At 66.2% G+C, this 16,094-nt stretch carries 13 protein-coding genes; 7 read left to right on the top strand and 6 right to left on the bottom strand.

From position 1 onward, the window contains the following. Positions 1-40: 40 nt before the first annotated feature. From ATO3_RS17235 to ATO3_RS17215, 5 genes are read right to left on the bottom strand one after another with little or no spacing between them, the layout of a single operon-like run. Positions 41-1,978: a methyl-accepting chemotaxis protein gene (locus tag ATO3_RS17235; RefSeq protein ID WP_088651126.1), complete on the bottom strand. Its 1,938-nt coding sequence runs from the start codon at positions 1,976-1,978 to the stop codon at positions 41-43. A gap of 49 nt (positions 1,979-2,027) precedes the next feature. Beyond that, on the bottom strand, positions 2,028-2,504 hold the full coding sequence (locus ATO3_RS17230) for a chemotaxis protein CheW (RefSeq protein WP_088651125.1): 477 nt from the start codon (positions 2,502-2,504) through the stop codon (positions 2,028-2,030). Positions 2,505-2,507: 3 nt separating this feature from the next. Next, positions 2,508-4,520: a chemotaxis protein CheA gene (locus ATO3_RS17225; RefSeq protein WP_088651124.1), complete on the bottom strand. Its 2,013-nt coding sequence runs from the start codon at positions 4,518-4,520 to the stop codon at positions 2,508-2,510. Positions 4,521-4,523: 3 nt separating this feature from the next. Further along, positions 4,524-4,889 (bottom strand): response regulator, encoded by a 366-nt coding sequence (locus ATO3_RS17220; protein WP_088651123.1) that lies wholly within the window; start codon positions 4,887-4,889, stop codon positions 4,524-4,526. A 43-nt stretch (positions 4,890-4,932) separates the two neighbouring features. Beyond that, positions 4,933-5,337: a hypothetical protein gene (locus tag ATO3_RS17215; RefSeq protein ID WP_143747297.1), complete on the bottom strand. Its 405-nt coding sequence runs from the start codon at positions 5,335-5,337 to the stop codon at positions 4,933-4,935. A 183-nt stretch (positions 5,338-5,520) separates the two neighbouring features. On the opposite strand from ATO3_RS17215, the gene ATO3_RS17210 reads away from it, so the two are divergent. After that, positions 5,521-7,245: a hypothetical protein gene (locus ATO3_RS17210; RefSeq protein WP_088651121.1), complete on the top strand. Its 1,725-nt coding sequence runs from the start codon at positions 5,521-5,523 to the stop codon at positions 7,243-7,245. 294 nt (positions 7,246-7,539) lie between these two features. On the opposite strand, the gene ATO3_RS17205 is transcribed toward ATO3_RS17210, so the two are convergent. Continuing rightward, on the bottom strand, positions 7,540-8,721 hold the full coding sequence (locus tag ATO3_RS17205) for a methyl-accepting chemotaxis protein (RefSeq protein WP_088651120.1): 1,182 nt from the start codon (positions 8,719-8,721) through the stop codon (positions 7,540-7,542). 591 nt (positions 8,722-9,312) lie between these two features. Here ATO3_RS17205 and ATO3_RS17200 point away from each other — a divergent pair. From ATO3_RS17200 to ATO3_RS17175, 6 genes are all read left to right on the top strand, one after another. Continuing rightward, complete coding sequence (locus ATO3_RS17200) at positions 9,313-9,774, top strand: hypothetical protein (protein ID WP_088651119.1); 462 nt, start codon at positions 9,313-9,315, stop codon at positions 9,772-9,774. Between the two features lie 150 nt (positions 9,775-9,924). Next, positions 9,925-11,967, top strand: coding sequence for an ABC transporter substrate-binding protein (locus ATO3_RS17195; RefSeq protein WP_088651118.1), 2,043 nt, complete (start codon positions 9,925-9,927; stop codon positions 11,965-11,967). Positions 11,968-12,081: 114 nt separating this feature from the next. Continuing rightward, the gene (locus ATO3_RS17190; protein WP_088651117.1) at positions 12,082-13,086 is read left to right on the top strand and encodes an ABC transporter permease; all 1,005 of its coding nucleotides are present in this window, start codon (positions 12,082-12,084) and stop codon (positions 13,084-13,086) included. A 4-nt stretch (positions 13,087-13,090) separates the two neighbouring features. Next, positions 13,091-14,221, top strand: a complete 1,131-nt coding sequence (locus ATO3_RS17185; protein WP_088651116.1) for an ABC transporter permease — start codon at positions 13,091-13,093, stop codon at positions 14,219-14,221. Beyond that, positions 14,218-15,234, top strand: coding sequence for an ABC transporter ATP-binding protein (locus tag ATO3_RS17180; RefSeq protein WP_198963293.1), 1,017 nt, complete (start codon positions 14,218-14,220; stop codon positions 15,232-15,234). The genes ATO3_RS17185 and ATO3_RS17180 overlap by 4 nt, the downstream gene beginning before the upstream one ends. Further along, a complete protein-coding gene (locus tag ATO3_RS17175; protein WP_088651115.1) occupies positions 15,231-16,094 on the top strand; it encodes an ATP-binding cassette domain-containing protein in 864 nt (287 codons plus the stop codon). Before ATO3_RS17180 ends, ATO3_RS17175 begins: the two co-directional genes overlap by 4 nt.

The following is a 16,094-nucleotide window of genomic DNA, read 5'->3' as shown; positions in this document are numbered from 1 at the left end:
CGCGCCCCGGCGCGGGCCCCGCCCAGCCCCGGCGCCCGCGTCAGGAAGCCCGGGGCATCGGTTCGAATTCACTGTCGGGGATGTCTTCGCTGAGCAGGTCGAGCGCATACCCCTTCTCGGTCGCCCCGTGCCTGGGTCCAGGCGGGGTGGATGGCTGTTCTGACGTCTCCGCCCGGCTTGTCGCCGGGGACGCCTTGCGCTTGGCCGAGGACGCAGGCTTCGCGTCGGCCGTCCCCGGCTTGCTTGAGCCCGAGGGCGTGCTCCGCCCCTGCTTCGCGGCAGCCTTGGCGGCCGGTTTCGACGGCGGCGAGGCGGCGGCGGCAGAGCCCGAGGGTGCGGCGGCATCGCCCCGGCCAATCCGGTAGTGCGCGATGGAGGCGCGCAGTTCGGTCGACTGGTCGGCCAGGCTGCGGCTGACTTCCGCTGTGGTGGTGGCCGAGCTGGCGTTCTGCTGGATGACCGCGTCGAGCTCCTGGATCGCCGTGTTGATCTGGTCCGCGCCGATGCTCTGTTCCCGCGTCGCTGCGGAAATCTCGCGCACCAGGTCCGAGGTCCGCTGGATCGAAGGCAGCAGATCGGTCAGCTTCCTGCCCGCGATCTCGCTCACGCTCAGGGTCTCGCTCGACAGCTGGCCGATCTCGGTCGCGGCATTGCGGCTGCGTTCGGCCAGCTTGCGCACCTCCGAGGCGACAACGGCGAAGCCCTTGCCGTGGCTGCCGGCGCGCGCGGCCTCGACCGCGGCGTTCAGCGCCAGCAGATCGGTCTGGCGGGCGATTTCCTGCACGATCAGGATCTTCTCGGCGATGGTTCTCATCGCGTCCACCGCCTTGGCCACCGCTTCTCCGCTGTCGCGGGCTTCGGCGCTGGCCTGGGTCGCGATCTTCTCGGTCTGTGCGGCGTTCTCGGTGGAATGGCGGATGTTCGACGACATCTCCTCCATCGCCGCACTGGCCTCCTCGGCGGCCGAGGCCTGCTGCGTCGATCCGGCCTGGAGCCGTTCGGCCGTGTCGTTCACCGCGATGGCGCTTTCGGCGACGCTGGCGGCATTGGTGCAGACCTCCGTCATCACGGAGCGCAGGCGCGCCACCATGCGCTGCAGCGACAGGCCCAGCTGATCCTCGGCCGAGCGCGGGCGCACATCCACCGTCAGGTCCCCGGCGGAGATCATGTCGGCGGCCCGGGCCATATCCGAAAGCCGGGCGTTCATCTCGCCGATGGTGTCAAGCAAATCCCCGATCTCGTCCCGGCGCTCGGGCGTGCAATCGACGTTGGGATTGCCCGAGGCAACCTCTTGCGCGACGCGCCCGGCCCGGCGCAGCCCGCGGGTTATCGCCCCCGAGATCCACAGCGCGCCGCCCGCGCCGATCAGCAGCGCAAGTGCGGCAGCGCCCAGGACGATCGTGAGGCCCCGGCGATAGAGCGCCTCTGCCCGGACCTTTTCATCGGTCATGATGGCACGGTGACGCTCGGCCACCCGGTTCAGCGCCCCCTGCGCCGACTGGACAGCCTCGGCGACCGGGCCCAGCAGAAGCAGGACGGAGCGCGTACGCATCTGGTCGCGACGCGACCGATCCTGAGCACCGGTCAGCGCGTTTTCGTGCAGTTGCTTTTCCAGGGCCACGATCTTGGCCAGCGCCGTGTCGAACTCGGCGAGATCTGCGGCGTCCGAGGGCTTGGCCACGGTCGCCAGCTTGTCTTCCAGGCGTTTCAGCGTAGCGCGATGCTGCAGGATCCGCTCATGCGCGGCCTGGACCGCCGCGGCGCCGGGCAGAACGGCCTGGCGCAGCTGGGTCGCGGCCAGCTCGGCCAGCTCCGCCTCCATCGAAACGGGCAGCAGGGCGGCCTCGGCGGATTCGTCGACGATGCGTTGCAGGGCGGTGTTGAACTGCGCAAACCGGGTCACCGCGATCCCCGTCAACACGGCCAGCAGGAGCAGGAGAACGGCAAAGGCCGCCAGCAATTTCGACTTGATGGTCATAAGGTTACTCCCGGATCCTGTTTCGGATCACTGATTACGGTACGGCCTTTCATGCGGCGGTGGACTGCATGACCGGGGCAAAGAGGGTTTGGGTGTCGAGCAGCACGACCAGGTCGTCATCGCGACGGATGGCGCCGCGCAGGTAGCTCTGCGGCCAGCTCGCCCCCAGGTCGGGGACCTTTTCCAGCGCGGTCAGATCGGCCTCGATCACCGTGTCGACCGCGTCTGCGGAGAAGGCGAGCTTGGTCATCTTGCCGTCGATCTCGTGCTCCAGCACGATCATGCGTGTGGTGTCCTTGCGGTCGACCGGCGCCATGCGCAGGCGACGGCGCACGTCGATCACCGGGACGACCACGCCGCGCACGTTGATCAGCCCGTAGGCGAAGGGATCGGCATTGGGCACCGGCGTGGGGTCCTGCGGATCAAGGATCTCCTGCACGCTGTCGACGCTGACGCCAAAGCTTTCGCCCTCGAGACGGAAGATCAGCAGCATGGACGCCGTGTCATCGGCATGATCGGGTTTCATGGGTCAGGCCACCTTGCTGAGGGTGTCGTTGTGGCGCGCCTCGGCCCAGCGGACGAGCGTGGCGACGTCGATGATGATCGCCACGCGCCCATCGCCGAGGATCGTCGCGCCGCCAAGGCCGGGAAGGTCGCGGTGATAGGCGCTGAGGCTCTTGATGACGGTCTGGCCCTGGCCGAGGATGTCATCCACGACCAGGCCGATACGCTGGCCGCCGACGCAGACCACGACGACGCGACGCCGTGCCTCGGTGCTGGGCGGCAGGCCAAAGATGCGGTCGAGCGCCAGGTAGGGCACCACGTGTTCACGGATCTGCAGGACCGAACGGCCGGAGGTGCGGCCCGTCTCGGCCTGGTCCATCTCGACGCATTCCTCGACCGCAGACAGCGGGATCACATAGATCGACCGGCCCAGCCTGACCCGCAGCCCGTCGATGATCGCCATGGTCACCGGCAGGCGCAGCGTGACCCGCGTGCCGAGCCCCTGGCGCGACATCACGTCGATGCTGCCGCCGAGGCTGTCGATCGTGTTACGCACCGCATCCATGCCGACCCCGCGACCTGAGACGGAAGAGATTTTGTCAGCAGTGGAAAAGCCCGGCTCGAAGATCAGCTGGTGCAGCTCGCGCTCGGTCAGTTCGGCCTCGGCGTCGATCAACCCGCGTTCCACCGCCTTGCGCCGGATCGCCTCCGTGTCGAGCCCGCCGCCGTTGTCCTCGATCGAGATCAGGATCTCGCCACCCTCCTGCCGGGCAGACAGGCGCAGGGTGCCCTGCGCAGGTTTGCCGGCGGCGGTGCGGGTCGCGGCGGCTTCGATGCCGTGATCGATGGAATTGCGGATCATGTGGACCAGCGGATCGCCGATCCGGTCGATGACGTTCTTGTCGACTTCGGTCTCGCCGCCCCGGGTGACCAGCCGCACGTCCTTGCCCAGTTCGTTCGACAAATCCCGGACCACGCGACGGAACTTGCCGAAGACCGTCTCGATCGGAAGCATCCGGATCGACAGGGTGGCATCCCGCAGGCCAAGCACCAGGCGCCCGACTTCTTCGACCACGGCGTCGAGCGTGGAATTGCCCAGCTTCTCGGACACGGCATCCAGCCGGGCCTGGGCGATCACCAGCTCTCCGATGCTGTCCATCATGTCGTCCAGCCGGGAAGAGGCAACTCGGATGTTCTCGCTCTTGCCGTCGATACGGCCCGGCGCCTTCGGCTTCTCTTCGGCTCCTGCCCGTTCGGCCTCCGGGGCGCATTCGGGCGCTGCGACGGCGGCGGGCGCCTCCGCCTCGGTCCGCTCGATCGAGAGATCGGCATCATCGGCGAAGATGAAGACCTCCTCCACCGCTGAACGCCCCTGGTCGGTCTCGAGCGTGATGAGCCAGGTCAGCCAGGCCGCGGTCGGATCGCTGCCGTCCCGTTCGGGCATGTCGCGCAGATCATAGCGGATATCGGCCTGCCCCAGCTCGGCCAGTTCGCGGATCAGAAGATCCGGACGCATCCCGTTGCGCAGCGCGTCGGGCAGCGGGTGGAAACGGATCGTGAAGGTCTCGCGCTGTCCGCTGACCGCTTGCGTCGCGGCGTCGGATGCGGATCCCGGCCGCGGTCCGGCGCTTTTCGATACCGCCGGGCTTGCCGCCAGGGTCAGCGACTGGATCCGGTCGATCAGCCCCGTCGTCTCGTCCGAGCCTAGCAGCTCTTCCGTCTGCTCGCCGTCGCCCCCCAGCGCCAGGAACTGGACCATCTGGTCGCGCGCGGCCAGAGACAGGTCGATCAGCGTCCTGTCGACGGACAGCTCACCGGCCCGCACCAGTTCGAAAGCGTTCTCAAAATGGTGGGTGAACCGCGCGAGCCCGGTGTAGCCGAACATCGACCCCGATCCCTTGACCGTATGCAGCCCGCGAAAGATCGCATCCACAGTCGCTGCGTCGTTATGTTCCTCGAGGCCGAGGATCAGCTCCTCGAGCTCGCAAAGGATTTCCTGGGCCTCCTGGACGAAGGCGGCAACGGCTTGTTCGATCATGTCCTACCCCAGCAGCTTTCGGGTGACCGCGATCAGCTTGTCGGCGTCGAAGGGCTTGTTGATCCAGCCGGTGGCGCCGGCGGCCTTGCCCTTCGCCTTCATGTCGGGCGCGGTTTCGGTGGTCAGCATCACGATCGGGATGCCGCTGCCGGCCGCGTCACTGCGCGCCCGTTCGATGAAATCCAGCCCGTTCATCACGGGCATGTTGAGGTCGGTGATCACCAGGTGCGGCCGGTTGGCACGCAGCTTTTCCAGCCCGTCGGCCCCGTTCTCGGCGCCCACGACGCGATACCCTTCGGGCTCGAGCGTGAAACTCACCATATCGCGTACCGCCTTGCTGTCGTCGATGGTCAGAATGGTCTTGCTCATGGGGACTCCGTCTCGGGAAATGGCGTGTCAGGGCCGGGTGCGATCAACAGGCCCGGTCAAGAAGGACGGCCGCGTTCGGGCCGAAGCGGACCGGCGTGCCGGCCTGTTCGAGCGACCGGGCCGCCAGAAGAAGCAATTGCAGCGCGACCTGCGTAGGCGCCGATTCGGTGATGTCGAGGGTCGGAGGGTCGGCCCCGTCACCCTGCCCGCAGGTGTCCGGGGAGATCTGGCCAAGCCACTCCGCCAGCCCCGCCGCGGCCTCCGCTGCGCCGGCGACCTCCAGGTCTCCGGGCAGGGACATGTTTGCCGGCTGCTGCGCGGCCGCGGGCGTTTTGTCACCCTCTTGCACGGCATCGGCCTTCGCGGACGCCGCAGGTGCGCGCCGCGCCCGGGCTGTCGTTTCGGCTTTGCTGTCGGCGCTCTTGTCGGCTTTCATGTCGGGTTTCATGTCGGCTCCCCTGCTGGACCGTGGAGGCACGCCGCGGATCGGACGTTCAGGGTAGTTCTCCGTGAAAAACCTTAAGGCATGGTTCTCCTGAAATTAGAATTTGGCCTATTCCCGCGATCCGACTTTACCGCTTGTTCACGCCTGCCCGCCAAGACTGCAGTTCAAGGAGCGGGAAGATGACACATGCAGGCATTTGACCTCGGCCAAAGCGCCGGCGCAGCCATGATTCAGGAACAGGACCGGGACCCGGGCCAGGCTCGGGCGGGACACGACACGGTGACCGATCACGGTGACCTGTCGCGCCAGCTGACCTCTGAAGCGGTGTCGGCCTTCGGCGCCGTGGTCGAGGAGATGGGCCGCATCCGCGAGCTGCATACCGAGATCTGCGGGAACCTCGACCGGTTCGCCGACCTCGTCGGGGAGGCCGACGGCAGCGATGCGCTGATCGGCACGCTGGAAGAGGACGTGCGGCAGCTGGGCGCGGCGTTGTGCCGGTTTTCGGAGCTGGCTGTCAGCGCCGAGGCGCGTGGCCGGCTTCGCTCCGCCCGGGCCGATCTTGCCTCGATCGACAAATGTGGCCACGTGCTGACCGCGATCGCCTCGCTGATGGGCACGACGATCGCCTCGCTTGGGCTCGACAACCTTGAAACCTTTATCGACGAGCTGCGCCAGACCGCGTCGAGCATTCAGGACTCGGCCGAGACCGTGACCGGCCACCTGGGCCATCTCGACGACCGCGGTGGCCAGCTCCTGACGACCACCAGCCGCGCCACCTCGGCTCTGGGCGAAATGCCCAGCCGCATCGCCCCCTCGCGTGAGGCCCTGAGCCAGCTCACGGCAGAGGAGAGCCGCGCCGCGGCCGAATTGTCGGATCGCGCCCGAGGGCTGACCCGCGACGGGCGCACGCATCTGAATTCATTCGTGACCGCGCTGCAATTCTCGGACCGGCTGGCGCAGCGGCTCGACCACCTGGCGCCGATGGTCGTCGCGCCGGATGCCCACGTGGCGCGGCTTGCCGCGGCCCAGGCCCGCCGCTGTGCGCAGGATATCGACGGCGTCTCGCGCGAGGTGCGCGCAACGATCCGGCTGCTGGCCGACCTCGGCCACGCCGGGGCCCGCGTCTTTTCCGAGGGCCAGCTGGCCGCCACCATTCGTCAGGCGCTGTCGGCCCGGGCCGAGCTGGCGCAGATGGTCACCGCGGAGCTGACCGCCGTGCAGGCGGTTGTCGAGTCCGCGCGATCCGAGGCCGCCAATGCCGCCGAAATGGCAGTGGCCACGGCAGGCAGTTTCGACGGGCTGAAGATCGCGTCGAAGAACCTGGCGCTGGCCTCGTTCAACTCGATGCTGGTGTCGAACCGCTACAGTCACGCCAGCGGGCCGATGAAGGTCCTGTCCAAGGAGGTCCGCCAGATCGCCTCGGATTGCCTCACATCCGTGGACCAGGCACGCGACACGATCGCCCGGATCACCTCTGTCAGCGAGACCGCGCAGGGCGACCTGATCGGCACGACCGAGGCGTTGCAGGACCGGGTCGCCGAGGCCCAGGGTCAGATCGCCGCCGGCGAGCGCCGATTGGACGCGATGAACGAGATGCGCGAGACATCGAGCGCCTGCGCGGATTCGCTGCTTCAGATGGTCGAGGCCGTCTCGGCCAGCATGGGCCGCGTCGAACAGGTGGGCGCGCGCCTGTCGGAATTCGCGCAACTGCTCGAAGACAGCTTTCCGGTCAGCGGCGCGCCGGATCCCCGGCGGATCGACGCGATCTGGGACACCTATACGATGGAGGAGGAGCGCGAGGTCCATGCCGCTGTCTTCGCCGGTGTCCCTGGTATCGAAACCCGCGTGGCCCCGCAGGCCGCGCCGGCCGCAACCGGCGGTGACGACGACATCGACGACATGCTCTTCTGAGCGTGGCGGCACCGCCGGACCTGTCTCGGCGCCACCTTGGGGCCGCAGCCCTGCTGCCCCCACCGCCTTCCACACGCAACAGACCTGCCTAACAACAGACGCGCCCAAGCGCCAAGGCGCCTCAAGGGACCATCGGGCCGGGGCGCGCCGGAGCGAAGCGACGGCGCGCCCCGGCAAGCAGGCGCAGCGCGCGCAGGACCGGCCCGCAAGGGCCACAACGCCACAGGGGCCAAACGACAGACGGCGCGCCCCGAAGGGACGCGCCGCTGCACTGTCCACGGTGGCCCTGCCGGGTCAGGCGGCCCGGGCCTCTGCGGCATCCTGGGTGCGCACGAGGTTGCCATCCTCGTCGCGGAACCCGTCGATCAGGTCACGCAGGGTCTCCGCGCTTTCGGTCAGCATCGAGGTCGTCCCCGCCGCCTTCTGAGCTGCCCCCGCATTGGCCTGGATCACGCGGTCCAGCTCGCTGATGGCCGAGTTGATCTGTTCAGACCCGATCCGCTGTTCCTGCGTCGCGGCCGAAATCTCCTGCACCAGGTCGGCGGTGCGCTGGATTTCCGGCACAAGCGACGTCAGTTCGTCGCCGGCCTTGCCCGATGTCTCGGCGGTCGAGCGCGACAGGGACACGATCTCGTCTGCGGCGATCTGGCTGCGTTCCGCCAGGCGCCGCACCTCGGCGGCGACGATGGCGAAGCCGCGCCCGTGGGCTCCGGCCCGCGCCGCTTCAACCGCCGCGTTCAGCGCCAGAAGGTCCGTCTGGCGGGCGATCTCCTGGATGATGTTGATCTTTTCGGCGATGGTCTTCATCGCCTCCACCGCCTCCTGCACGATCCGGGCCGAGGCGCGCGCCTGCTCCAGCGAGCGGTTGGCGATCTTCTCGGTCTGGGCCGCGTTTTCGGCGTTCTGGCGGATATTGGCTGTCATCTCCTCCATCGAAGAGCTGGCCTCCTGTGCGGCCGAAGCCTGCTCGGTGGCGCCTTCGCTGACCTTCGACACCGCACCCGAGAGGTCGGTACACCCGCTCAGCACGTTGTCGGCGCTGAAACTGACCTGGCCCAGAAGGCTTTCCAGCGCGGCGTATTCCTCGCTGATGTTGCGGACGAAGGCGGCATAGGCAAAGGAATTGCCGACACGCATCTTCGACAGGGCCAGGGAAACCGACACCTCGGTGCCGTCCTTGCGCACCAGCTGCAGGTCGCGGCTGGAGCCGACGATCTTGTCGTTTCCGGTACGGCGGTTGGTTTCCACGTAATTGTCGTGCGGAGGCTGGTGTTCTCTCGGCACCAGCATCTTGACGTTATGGCCAAGCACCTCCTCGCGGCGATAGCCCCAAAGCTCTTCGGCCGCGGCATTGAAGAAGATGACGCAGTTTGCCGTGTCGATCACCACCACCGCGTCGATCGCGTTTTCCAGCGTCGACAAGGCCATCGATCCCGGCAGCGTGTCCTTCCTTGCCGTTCGTTTGGAAAAACGCATTTACATATCCCTCGTTCGCCATAGTCCCGCATGACGTTAGGCAAGTCTCCTTTTCGAAAACCTAATTTTCCCCGCACGATGCATAAAATGCACCTGCACCCTACGCCGCAGACCACGCGACCCCGCCCGAAGCGCCGGGACACCAGCAGGTCGCGGGCGGGTTCAGATCAGCCCGAAATTTCCATCATCCATTAAAATGAAAGTAATTTCATATACTTGCCCCCAGACATCCGTGGACATGTCGGGAGGCAGGTCGCGTTCCAGCCCGCGCCGATGACCGGGCTGACACCTGCCCGCCGCCGCCGGCCAAACTCTTGACCTGGCTGGTCTTGAGGCGGGTCCGCCGCCCACCGCGCGAACCGACAGGGCGAATCGTACTGCCCGTCCTAGCCGTCGTCGCGGCGTGCAACGGGGTCGATGATCCGGCACGACCTCTGCCCATCACGAATTTTTCAATCTCCTTGTCCGTCCCGCGCGTCCGCATCGGTTGGTCGGGGGCGCGAAAGGATTACCTCACCCATGCGACCCGGCCCAGCCCAGGCCACGGTCGGTCGCACTCGTGCCCGCAATCCAATAACCACAGGTCAACCCATGCCGTTCCACTTCCCTGTCCGTCTCGGCCTTGCCGCCCTTCTGTCCGGCGCCACCGCGCTGCCGCTGCATGCCACCCAGGCGGAGATGCCCCAGCCCGTCGCCGCCATTGCCCAGGCGCTTTCGCTGAACGATGTGACCTGGCGGTCCTCCCCGGGCGGGCCGACCCTGATCGGGCGGCTGCCCGGGGGCGAAGTGCTGGAATTCGAACTGGAGGGCGAGGACACGCCCCGGCTGGAAGAGATCGAGGCCACGACCCGCGATGGCGCCCCGCTTTCGGGCGTTGCCGCGCTGCTGCCGGCGGCGATCCTGCAGCACGGGCTTATCGATGACGATACGATGTTCCACGAGATCGAGTTCGACGACGGAAAGATCGAGATCGACGGTGTCTCCGGCGACGGCCGCCGCTTCGAGGCGGAATTCGCGACCGACGGCCGGCTGCTCGAGATCGAATTCAACTGAGCCGGTTCAGCCCAAGAAAAGGGCGATTGCGGAAAATGCCGCGAAACCGGGGGCTTCGCGCCTTCGCCATGGTTCCAATATGACGGTGAGCGTCACAAAAACGTCGTGCAGGGCCACTAGGCCCCAAGATAATCGACACAGGGGGAAACCATGACACGGCATTTTCTGACCACCACGGCACTATTGCTGATCGCCGGTGCGGCCCATGCGGCCTGCCCGGCGATGACACTGGCCGACGACCAGGGGATCGCGCCCGGCGCCTTCCCCCAGCAATACGACCTGGAAGAATTCGAATCCGCCGCCGGATGCGAGATGGAGTTCTCGGCCAATCCCGAGATTGCCGAGCTGAACGCCGCGATCCAGGGCAACCCAGAACTGCCGCCGCTGGCAGAGCGCCTGCCCTCGGAGCCGCTGGTCGTGGTCCCCTATGACGCGATCGGCACCTATGGCGGCACCTTCGACGCCCTGTCGAACGCCACCGAGGCCGGCACCTCGGACTTCCTGTCCGTGCGCCACGTCAACCTCGTGCGCTATGCCGACGACCTCGCGACCATCGTGCCCAACGTCGCCAAGTCCTGGGAATGGAACGACGACTTCACCGAGCTGACGATGACCCTGCGCGAGGGCCACAAGTGGTCCGACGGCGCGCCCTTCACCTCGGAAGACGTGCGGTTCTACTTCGAGAACCTCGCGCTCGACAGCAACATCATCGAGAAGCCGCGCGATTACGTGCTGGCCGGCGGCGAGCCGATCGAGGTCGAGGTCATCGACGACCAGACCTTCAAGCTGATCCTCGCCGCGCCGAAACCCGGCCTGCTGGCGCATTTCGCCACCTCCTACGCCCAGCCCTTCCAGCCCGCGCATTTCCTGGGCCAGTTCCACCCGGATCTCGCCGACGACGCCGATGCGAGGGCAGCGGAATACGGGTTCGAAAACGGCTACGAGGCGATCAACTTCTACTATGGCGCCTCCGACTGGACCGACACGCCCAGCCCGATGCTGCGCGACCCGGCCAAGGCAGAGACCCTGCCCTACGCCACCCAGCCCACGCTGGAGAGCCACATCTACGTCGCCGACACCACCGAGGGCCGCAAGCTGGTGGCCAACCCCTACTTCTTCCAGGTGGACACCACGGGCCAACAGCTGCCGTATATCTCGCGGCAGGACGAGGTCTACAAGAACGACAACGAGGTCCGCGTGCTGGCGCTGGTCAATGGCGAGGTCGACTACAAGTCGCAATCGCTGCAATTGCCCTCGGCGCCGATCCTTCTGGAAAACCAGGAAAAGGGCGGCTACACGATCCAGCTGAAGCCGACCATCGCGCTGCCGGCGTTTTCCTTCAACGTCACCTCGACGGACGAGACCAAGCGCGAGGTCTTCAACAACATCGACTTCCGCAGGGCGATGTCGCTGGCGATCAACCGCGACGAGCTGAACGAGATCGCCTTTTTCGGTCTGGGCACCCCGCAGACCTACCTGGGCTTCTCGCCCGTTCCCGAGTTCGCGGCCGAATTTATCGACGCGGGCACCGGCTATGACCCCGAGCAGGCCAAGGCGATGCTGGACGAGATCGGCATGGTCGATGCCGATGGCGACGGCTTCCGCGATCTGCCGAATGGCGAGAAGATCACGCTGAACCTGCAGTTCTCGACCCAGGGCATCGGCGGCGAGGTCGTGGAACTCGTCTCGCAATACTGGGCCGACGTGGGCATGAACACCACCGTGAAGGAGGTCACGCCCGACGAGTACCGCGCCGCGCAATCGGCCAATGAGCTTGACGTGCAGATCTGGCAGCAGGGCACGCCGGTCGCCATCGCGCTGGGGTCCTCGGAACGTTTCGTGCCGCCCTACGGGTCGTATTTCGATCACCGCGTCGGCATGAGCTGGGCGGAATGGATCGACAGCGACGGCGCCTCGGGCATCGAACCGCCGCAATACGCCAAGGACATGATCGACGACATCAACGCGTTCCAGCAGGCCATCCCCGGCTCGGACGAGGCCGCCGAGATCGGCAAGCGGATCGCGAAGAACTTCGCCGACAACATGCTGTTCATCGGTACGGTCAACGCGCCGGCGCCGATCTATGTCCGCAACGGGCTGAAGAACGTGCCCGAGTTCCAGACCTGGAGCTACGAGTACTACCGGACCTATCCCTACCGTCCGACGCAGTGGTTCCTCGCCGAGGACAACTGAGCCTTCTTCCCGGGCAGATGACGCAAGGACCGGGTGGGACAACCACCCGGTCCTTGCCCAACGGGAGAGGGCTCTGAAACACTCGCCTGAAATAATAAAGACAGGGACAGGCCTATGGCCAATTTCATCCGCTTCGTCGCGATCCGGGCGGCGCTTGCCATAACGACGCTTCTTCTGGTGTCGCTGATCGTGTTTTCCCTGATGGAACTGGTGCCCGGCGACTGCGCCGAACGCTACCTGGCCTACAAGAACACCCAGGGCGAAAACCTGACTCGCGACGATATCGAGGCCGAGCGCGCGCGTCTGGGGCTGGACCGGCCCTTCGTGGTGCGGTGGGGCACCTGGGTGGCCGGGGCCTTCGTGGGGGACTTCGGCGAAAGCTGCATCCTGCGCGTCGGCATCAGCCAGCTGCTCGGCAACAAGTTCATGATCTCTGCGGCGATCTGCTTCGCCTCGCTGTTCCTGGCCTACCTGATCGCGATCCCCGTGGGGATCTACGCGGCCTCGTCCCGCAATCCCGTCATCAACAACCTGCTGCGCTTCTTCTCCTATCTGGGCCTGGCCATGCCCAACTTCCTTCTAGCGCTGATGATCATGCTGGTGGCGACCGTCTATTTCGGGGATTCCATGTCGGGCCTCTTCTCGAAGGAGTTCCGCGACGCGCCCTGGTCCTTTGCCAAGCTGCTGGATTTCCTGTCGCGCGCCTGGCTGCCGGTGTTCATCCTGGGCTGGTCGGCCACGGCCTTCGCGCTGCAGACGGTGCGGGCGCTGATGCTGGACGAGAACGACAAGCTCTACGTCACCGCCGCCCGCGCGCGGGGCCTCTATGGCCGGCAGCTGCGCTGGCGCTACCCGGCGCGCCACGCGCTGGGGCCGATCGTCAACTCGCTGGGCTTCGACCTGAACCGGATCTTCAACGAGCTGCCCATCGTCGCGGTGATCCTCACGCTGACCGAGGCCGGCGCGCTGCTGCTCGAGGCGCTGGCGCGGTCCAATGACCAGCAACTTGCGGGCGCGATCATCTTCCTGCTCACGGCCACCATCGTCGCGCTGAACTTCGTCACCGACATCGCCCTGGCCTTCATCGACCCCCGGGTCCGCAAATCGGTGATGGGGTAATCGCATGGCCAAATCCGCCGTCATCGACCAGAAACGCCGCGAGGCCTATTACACCGCCTCCCAGCGGCAGCTGATCTGGGCCCGCTTCCGGCGCAACACCTCGGCCATGATCGCGGCCGGCGTGCTGCTGTTCCTGATCCTGGTCGGGCTGTTTTCCGACTTCGTCGCGCCCTACAACCCGACCATCGCCGGCGCCGACAAGGATTACACCAACGGCGCGCCCCAGATCCCGCGCTTCTGCGACGACGCGGGATGTTCGGCACGGCCCTTCATCTACGGGATCAAGCGCGAACGTTCGGTCGAGACCAATTTCCGATGGGTCACCACCATCGACACCGAGGATCGCCGCTACATCGAATTCTTCGTGCGCGGCGACGCCTACCGGATGTTCGGCATCCCCGGAAACCTGCATCTTTTCGGCGTGGACGAGGGCTACGTCCATCTCTTCGGCACCGACGACCTGGGCAAGGACATCTTCAGCCGCACCTTGCACGCCATCAACACCTCGATGGCGGTGGGCACTCTGGGCGTGCTGATCTCCTTCGTCATGGCGCTGATCATCGGGGGCGTGGCGGGTTATTTCGGCGGCTTTGTCGATGGCGCGCTGCAGATGGTCACCGATGCGATCCGCGTGGTGCCGGCGATCCCCCTGTTCATGGCGCTGGCCGCTTTTGTCCCCGACACATGGTCGGCCGAACAGAGGTTCTTCTTCATCTCCATCATCCTCGGCTTCATCGGCTGGCCGACACTGGCGCGCCGGGTGCGGACCCATCTGCTGGTGGAGCGGACGCAGGAATACGTGCTGGCCGCCCGGCTCTGCGGTGCCTCGGCGGGCCATATCATCGCGCGCCACCTGCTGCCGTCCTTCACCTCCTACATCATCGTCGATCTGGTGATCTCCTTTCCCTACATGGTGCTGTCGGAAACCGCGCTGTCGTTCATCGGCCTCGGGCTGAAGGATCCGGTCACCTCGCTTGGCGTGCTGCTGCAGAACACCACCAGCGCCGACGTGCTGCTGAACTACCAATGGTATTTCATTCCGGTTCTGTTCTTCATCGCCCTTGTCATGGCCTTCGTTTTCGTCGGCGACGGGTTGCGCGACGCGGCCGATCCCTATTCGGAGGCGCACAAATGACGCTGCTTTCGGTCCAGGACCTGGACATCAAGTTCCGCACCGACGAGGGCCTTGTGACGGCCGTCGACAATGTCTCGTTCGACATCGCACCCGGAGAGGTTCTGGGCCTCGTCGGCGAAAGCGGATCGGGCAAGTCGGTGACCGCCAAGGCGCTGATGCAGCTGAACGGGCGCAACACGGTCTATGGCGCGCACAGCCACATCCGGCTCGATACCGGCTATGGCGACCCGCTGGAGGTGCTGTCGCTGAAGCGCGAGCGCGACATGCGCCCCATTCGCGGCGGCGCGATCTCGATGATCTTCCAGGAGCCGATGGCGAGCTTCGCCCCGGCGATCACCGTGGGCGCGCAGATGGTGGAACAGCTGCTGATCCATACCGACATGGGCAAGAAGGAGGCGCGCGAGTATTCCATCCACATGCTGGATCGCGTGGGCATCACCGAGCCGGCCCGGCGCATCGACCAGTATGTGTTCGAATATTCCGGCGGCATGCGCCAGCGGGCGATGATCGCCATGGCGCTGTCCACCAAGCCCAGGCTGCTGATCGCCGACGAGCCGACCACCGCGCTGGACGTGACGATCCAGGCGCAGGTGCTGGACCTGATGAGCGAGCTTGTCGCGGAATTCGGCATGGGGATCCTGTTCATCACCCATGACCTGGGCGTGATCGCGCAGGTCGCCGACCGTGTGGCGGTGATGTACCTGGGCCGCATCATGGAGATGGGACCGGTCCGCGACGTGATCCGCCATCCGGCCCATGCCTATACGCAGGGGCTGCTGCGCGCCCTGCCCCAGCTGGACGATCTCGACGCGCCGCTGGTGCCGATCCCGGGCGATATCCCCTCGCCGCTGGAACGCCCCTCGGGCTGCGTCTTTCACCCGCGCAACCCGACGCTGGCGCCCGGCTCGCGCTATGAGACCGAGGTGCCGCCGCTGAGCCAGGTCTCGCCCGGCCATTACGCCGCCCTCTTCCCCGAAGACATCCCCCAGGCCACGCCGGAGCGCCGCGCATGACCCGACCGCTGGTGAGCATCGAGAACCTGACCGTCGCCTATCCGCTGGGCCGCCGCATCCTGGGCGATGCGGACATGCTGAAGGCGGTGAACAACGTTTCGCTGGATATTCCCAGGGGCGGTTTCGTCGGGCTGGTGGGCGAAAGCGGCTCGGGCAAGACCACGCTGGGCCGCGCGATCCTGAAGGCCGCGCCGATCACCGGCGGGCAGATCATCTATGACAACGGGACCGATCAGTTCGATGTCGGCGCCATGTCCAAGCGGCAGGAGAAGGCCTATCGCAAGCATGCGCAGCTGATCTTTCAGGACCCTTACGCCGCGCTGTCGCCGCGCATGACCGTGCGCGACATCATCGCGGAGCCGATCGAGCTGCTGGGCCTGACGAAATCCCGCGCCGAGACCGACGAGATGGTGCGCGACATCGCCTCGAAATGCCGGCTGAACCTGGAACACCTGCGCCGGTATCCCCATGCCTTCTCGGGCGGGCAGCGGCAGAGGATCTCGATCGCGCGCACGCTGGCTGCACGACCCAAATTCGTGGTGGCCGACGAATGTGTCGCGGCCCTCGACGTGTCGATCCAGGCCGATATCCTGAACCTGCTGAAATCGCTTCAGCGCGACCTCGACCTGACCATTCTCTTCATCAGCCACGATCTTTCGGTCGTGGCCCATGTCTGTGATCATGTGGCTGTCATCTACCTGGGCGAGATTGTGGAGGCGGGACCGACAAGGCAACTTTTCGCGAACCCGCAGCACGATTACACCAAGACCCTGCTCGCCGCGATCCCCTCGCTGGATCCCGACCGCAAATCGCGGATCCCGGCCTTCGAACGCGGGCGGGTGGACGTTACGAAAGGCTGA

It is taken from the genome of Marinibacterium profundimaris (genome assembly GCF_002210095.1).
Lineage (GTDB): Bacteria > Pseudomonadota > Alphaproteobacteria > Rhodobacterales > Rhodobacteraceae > Marinibacterium > Marinibacterium profundimaris.
This window is presented reverse-complemented; position numbering and strand designations above follow the sequence as displayed.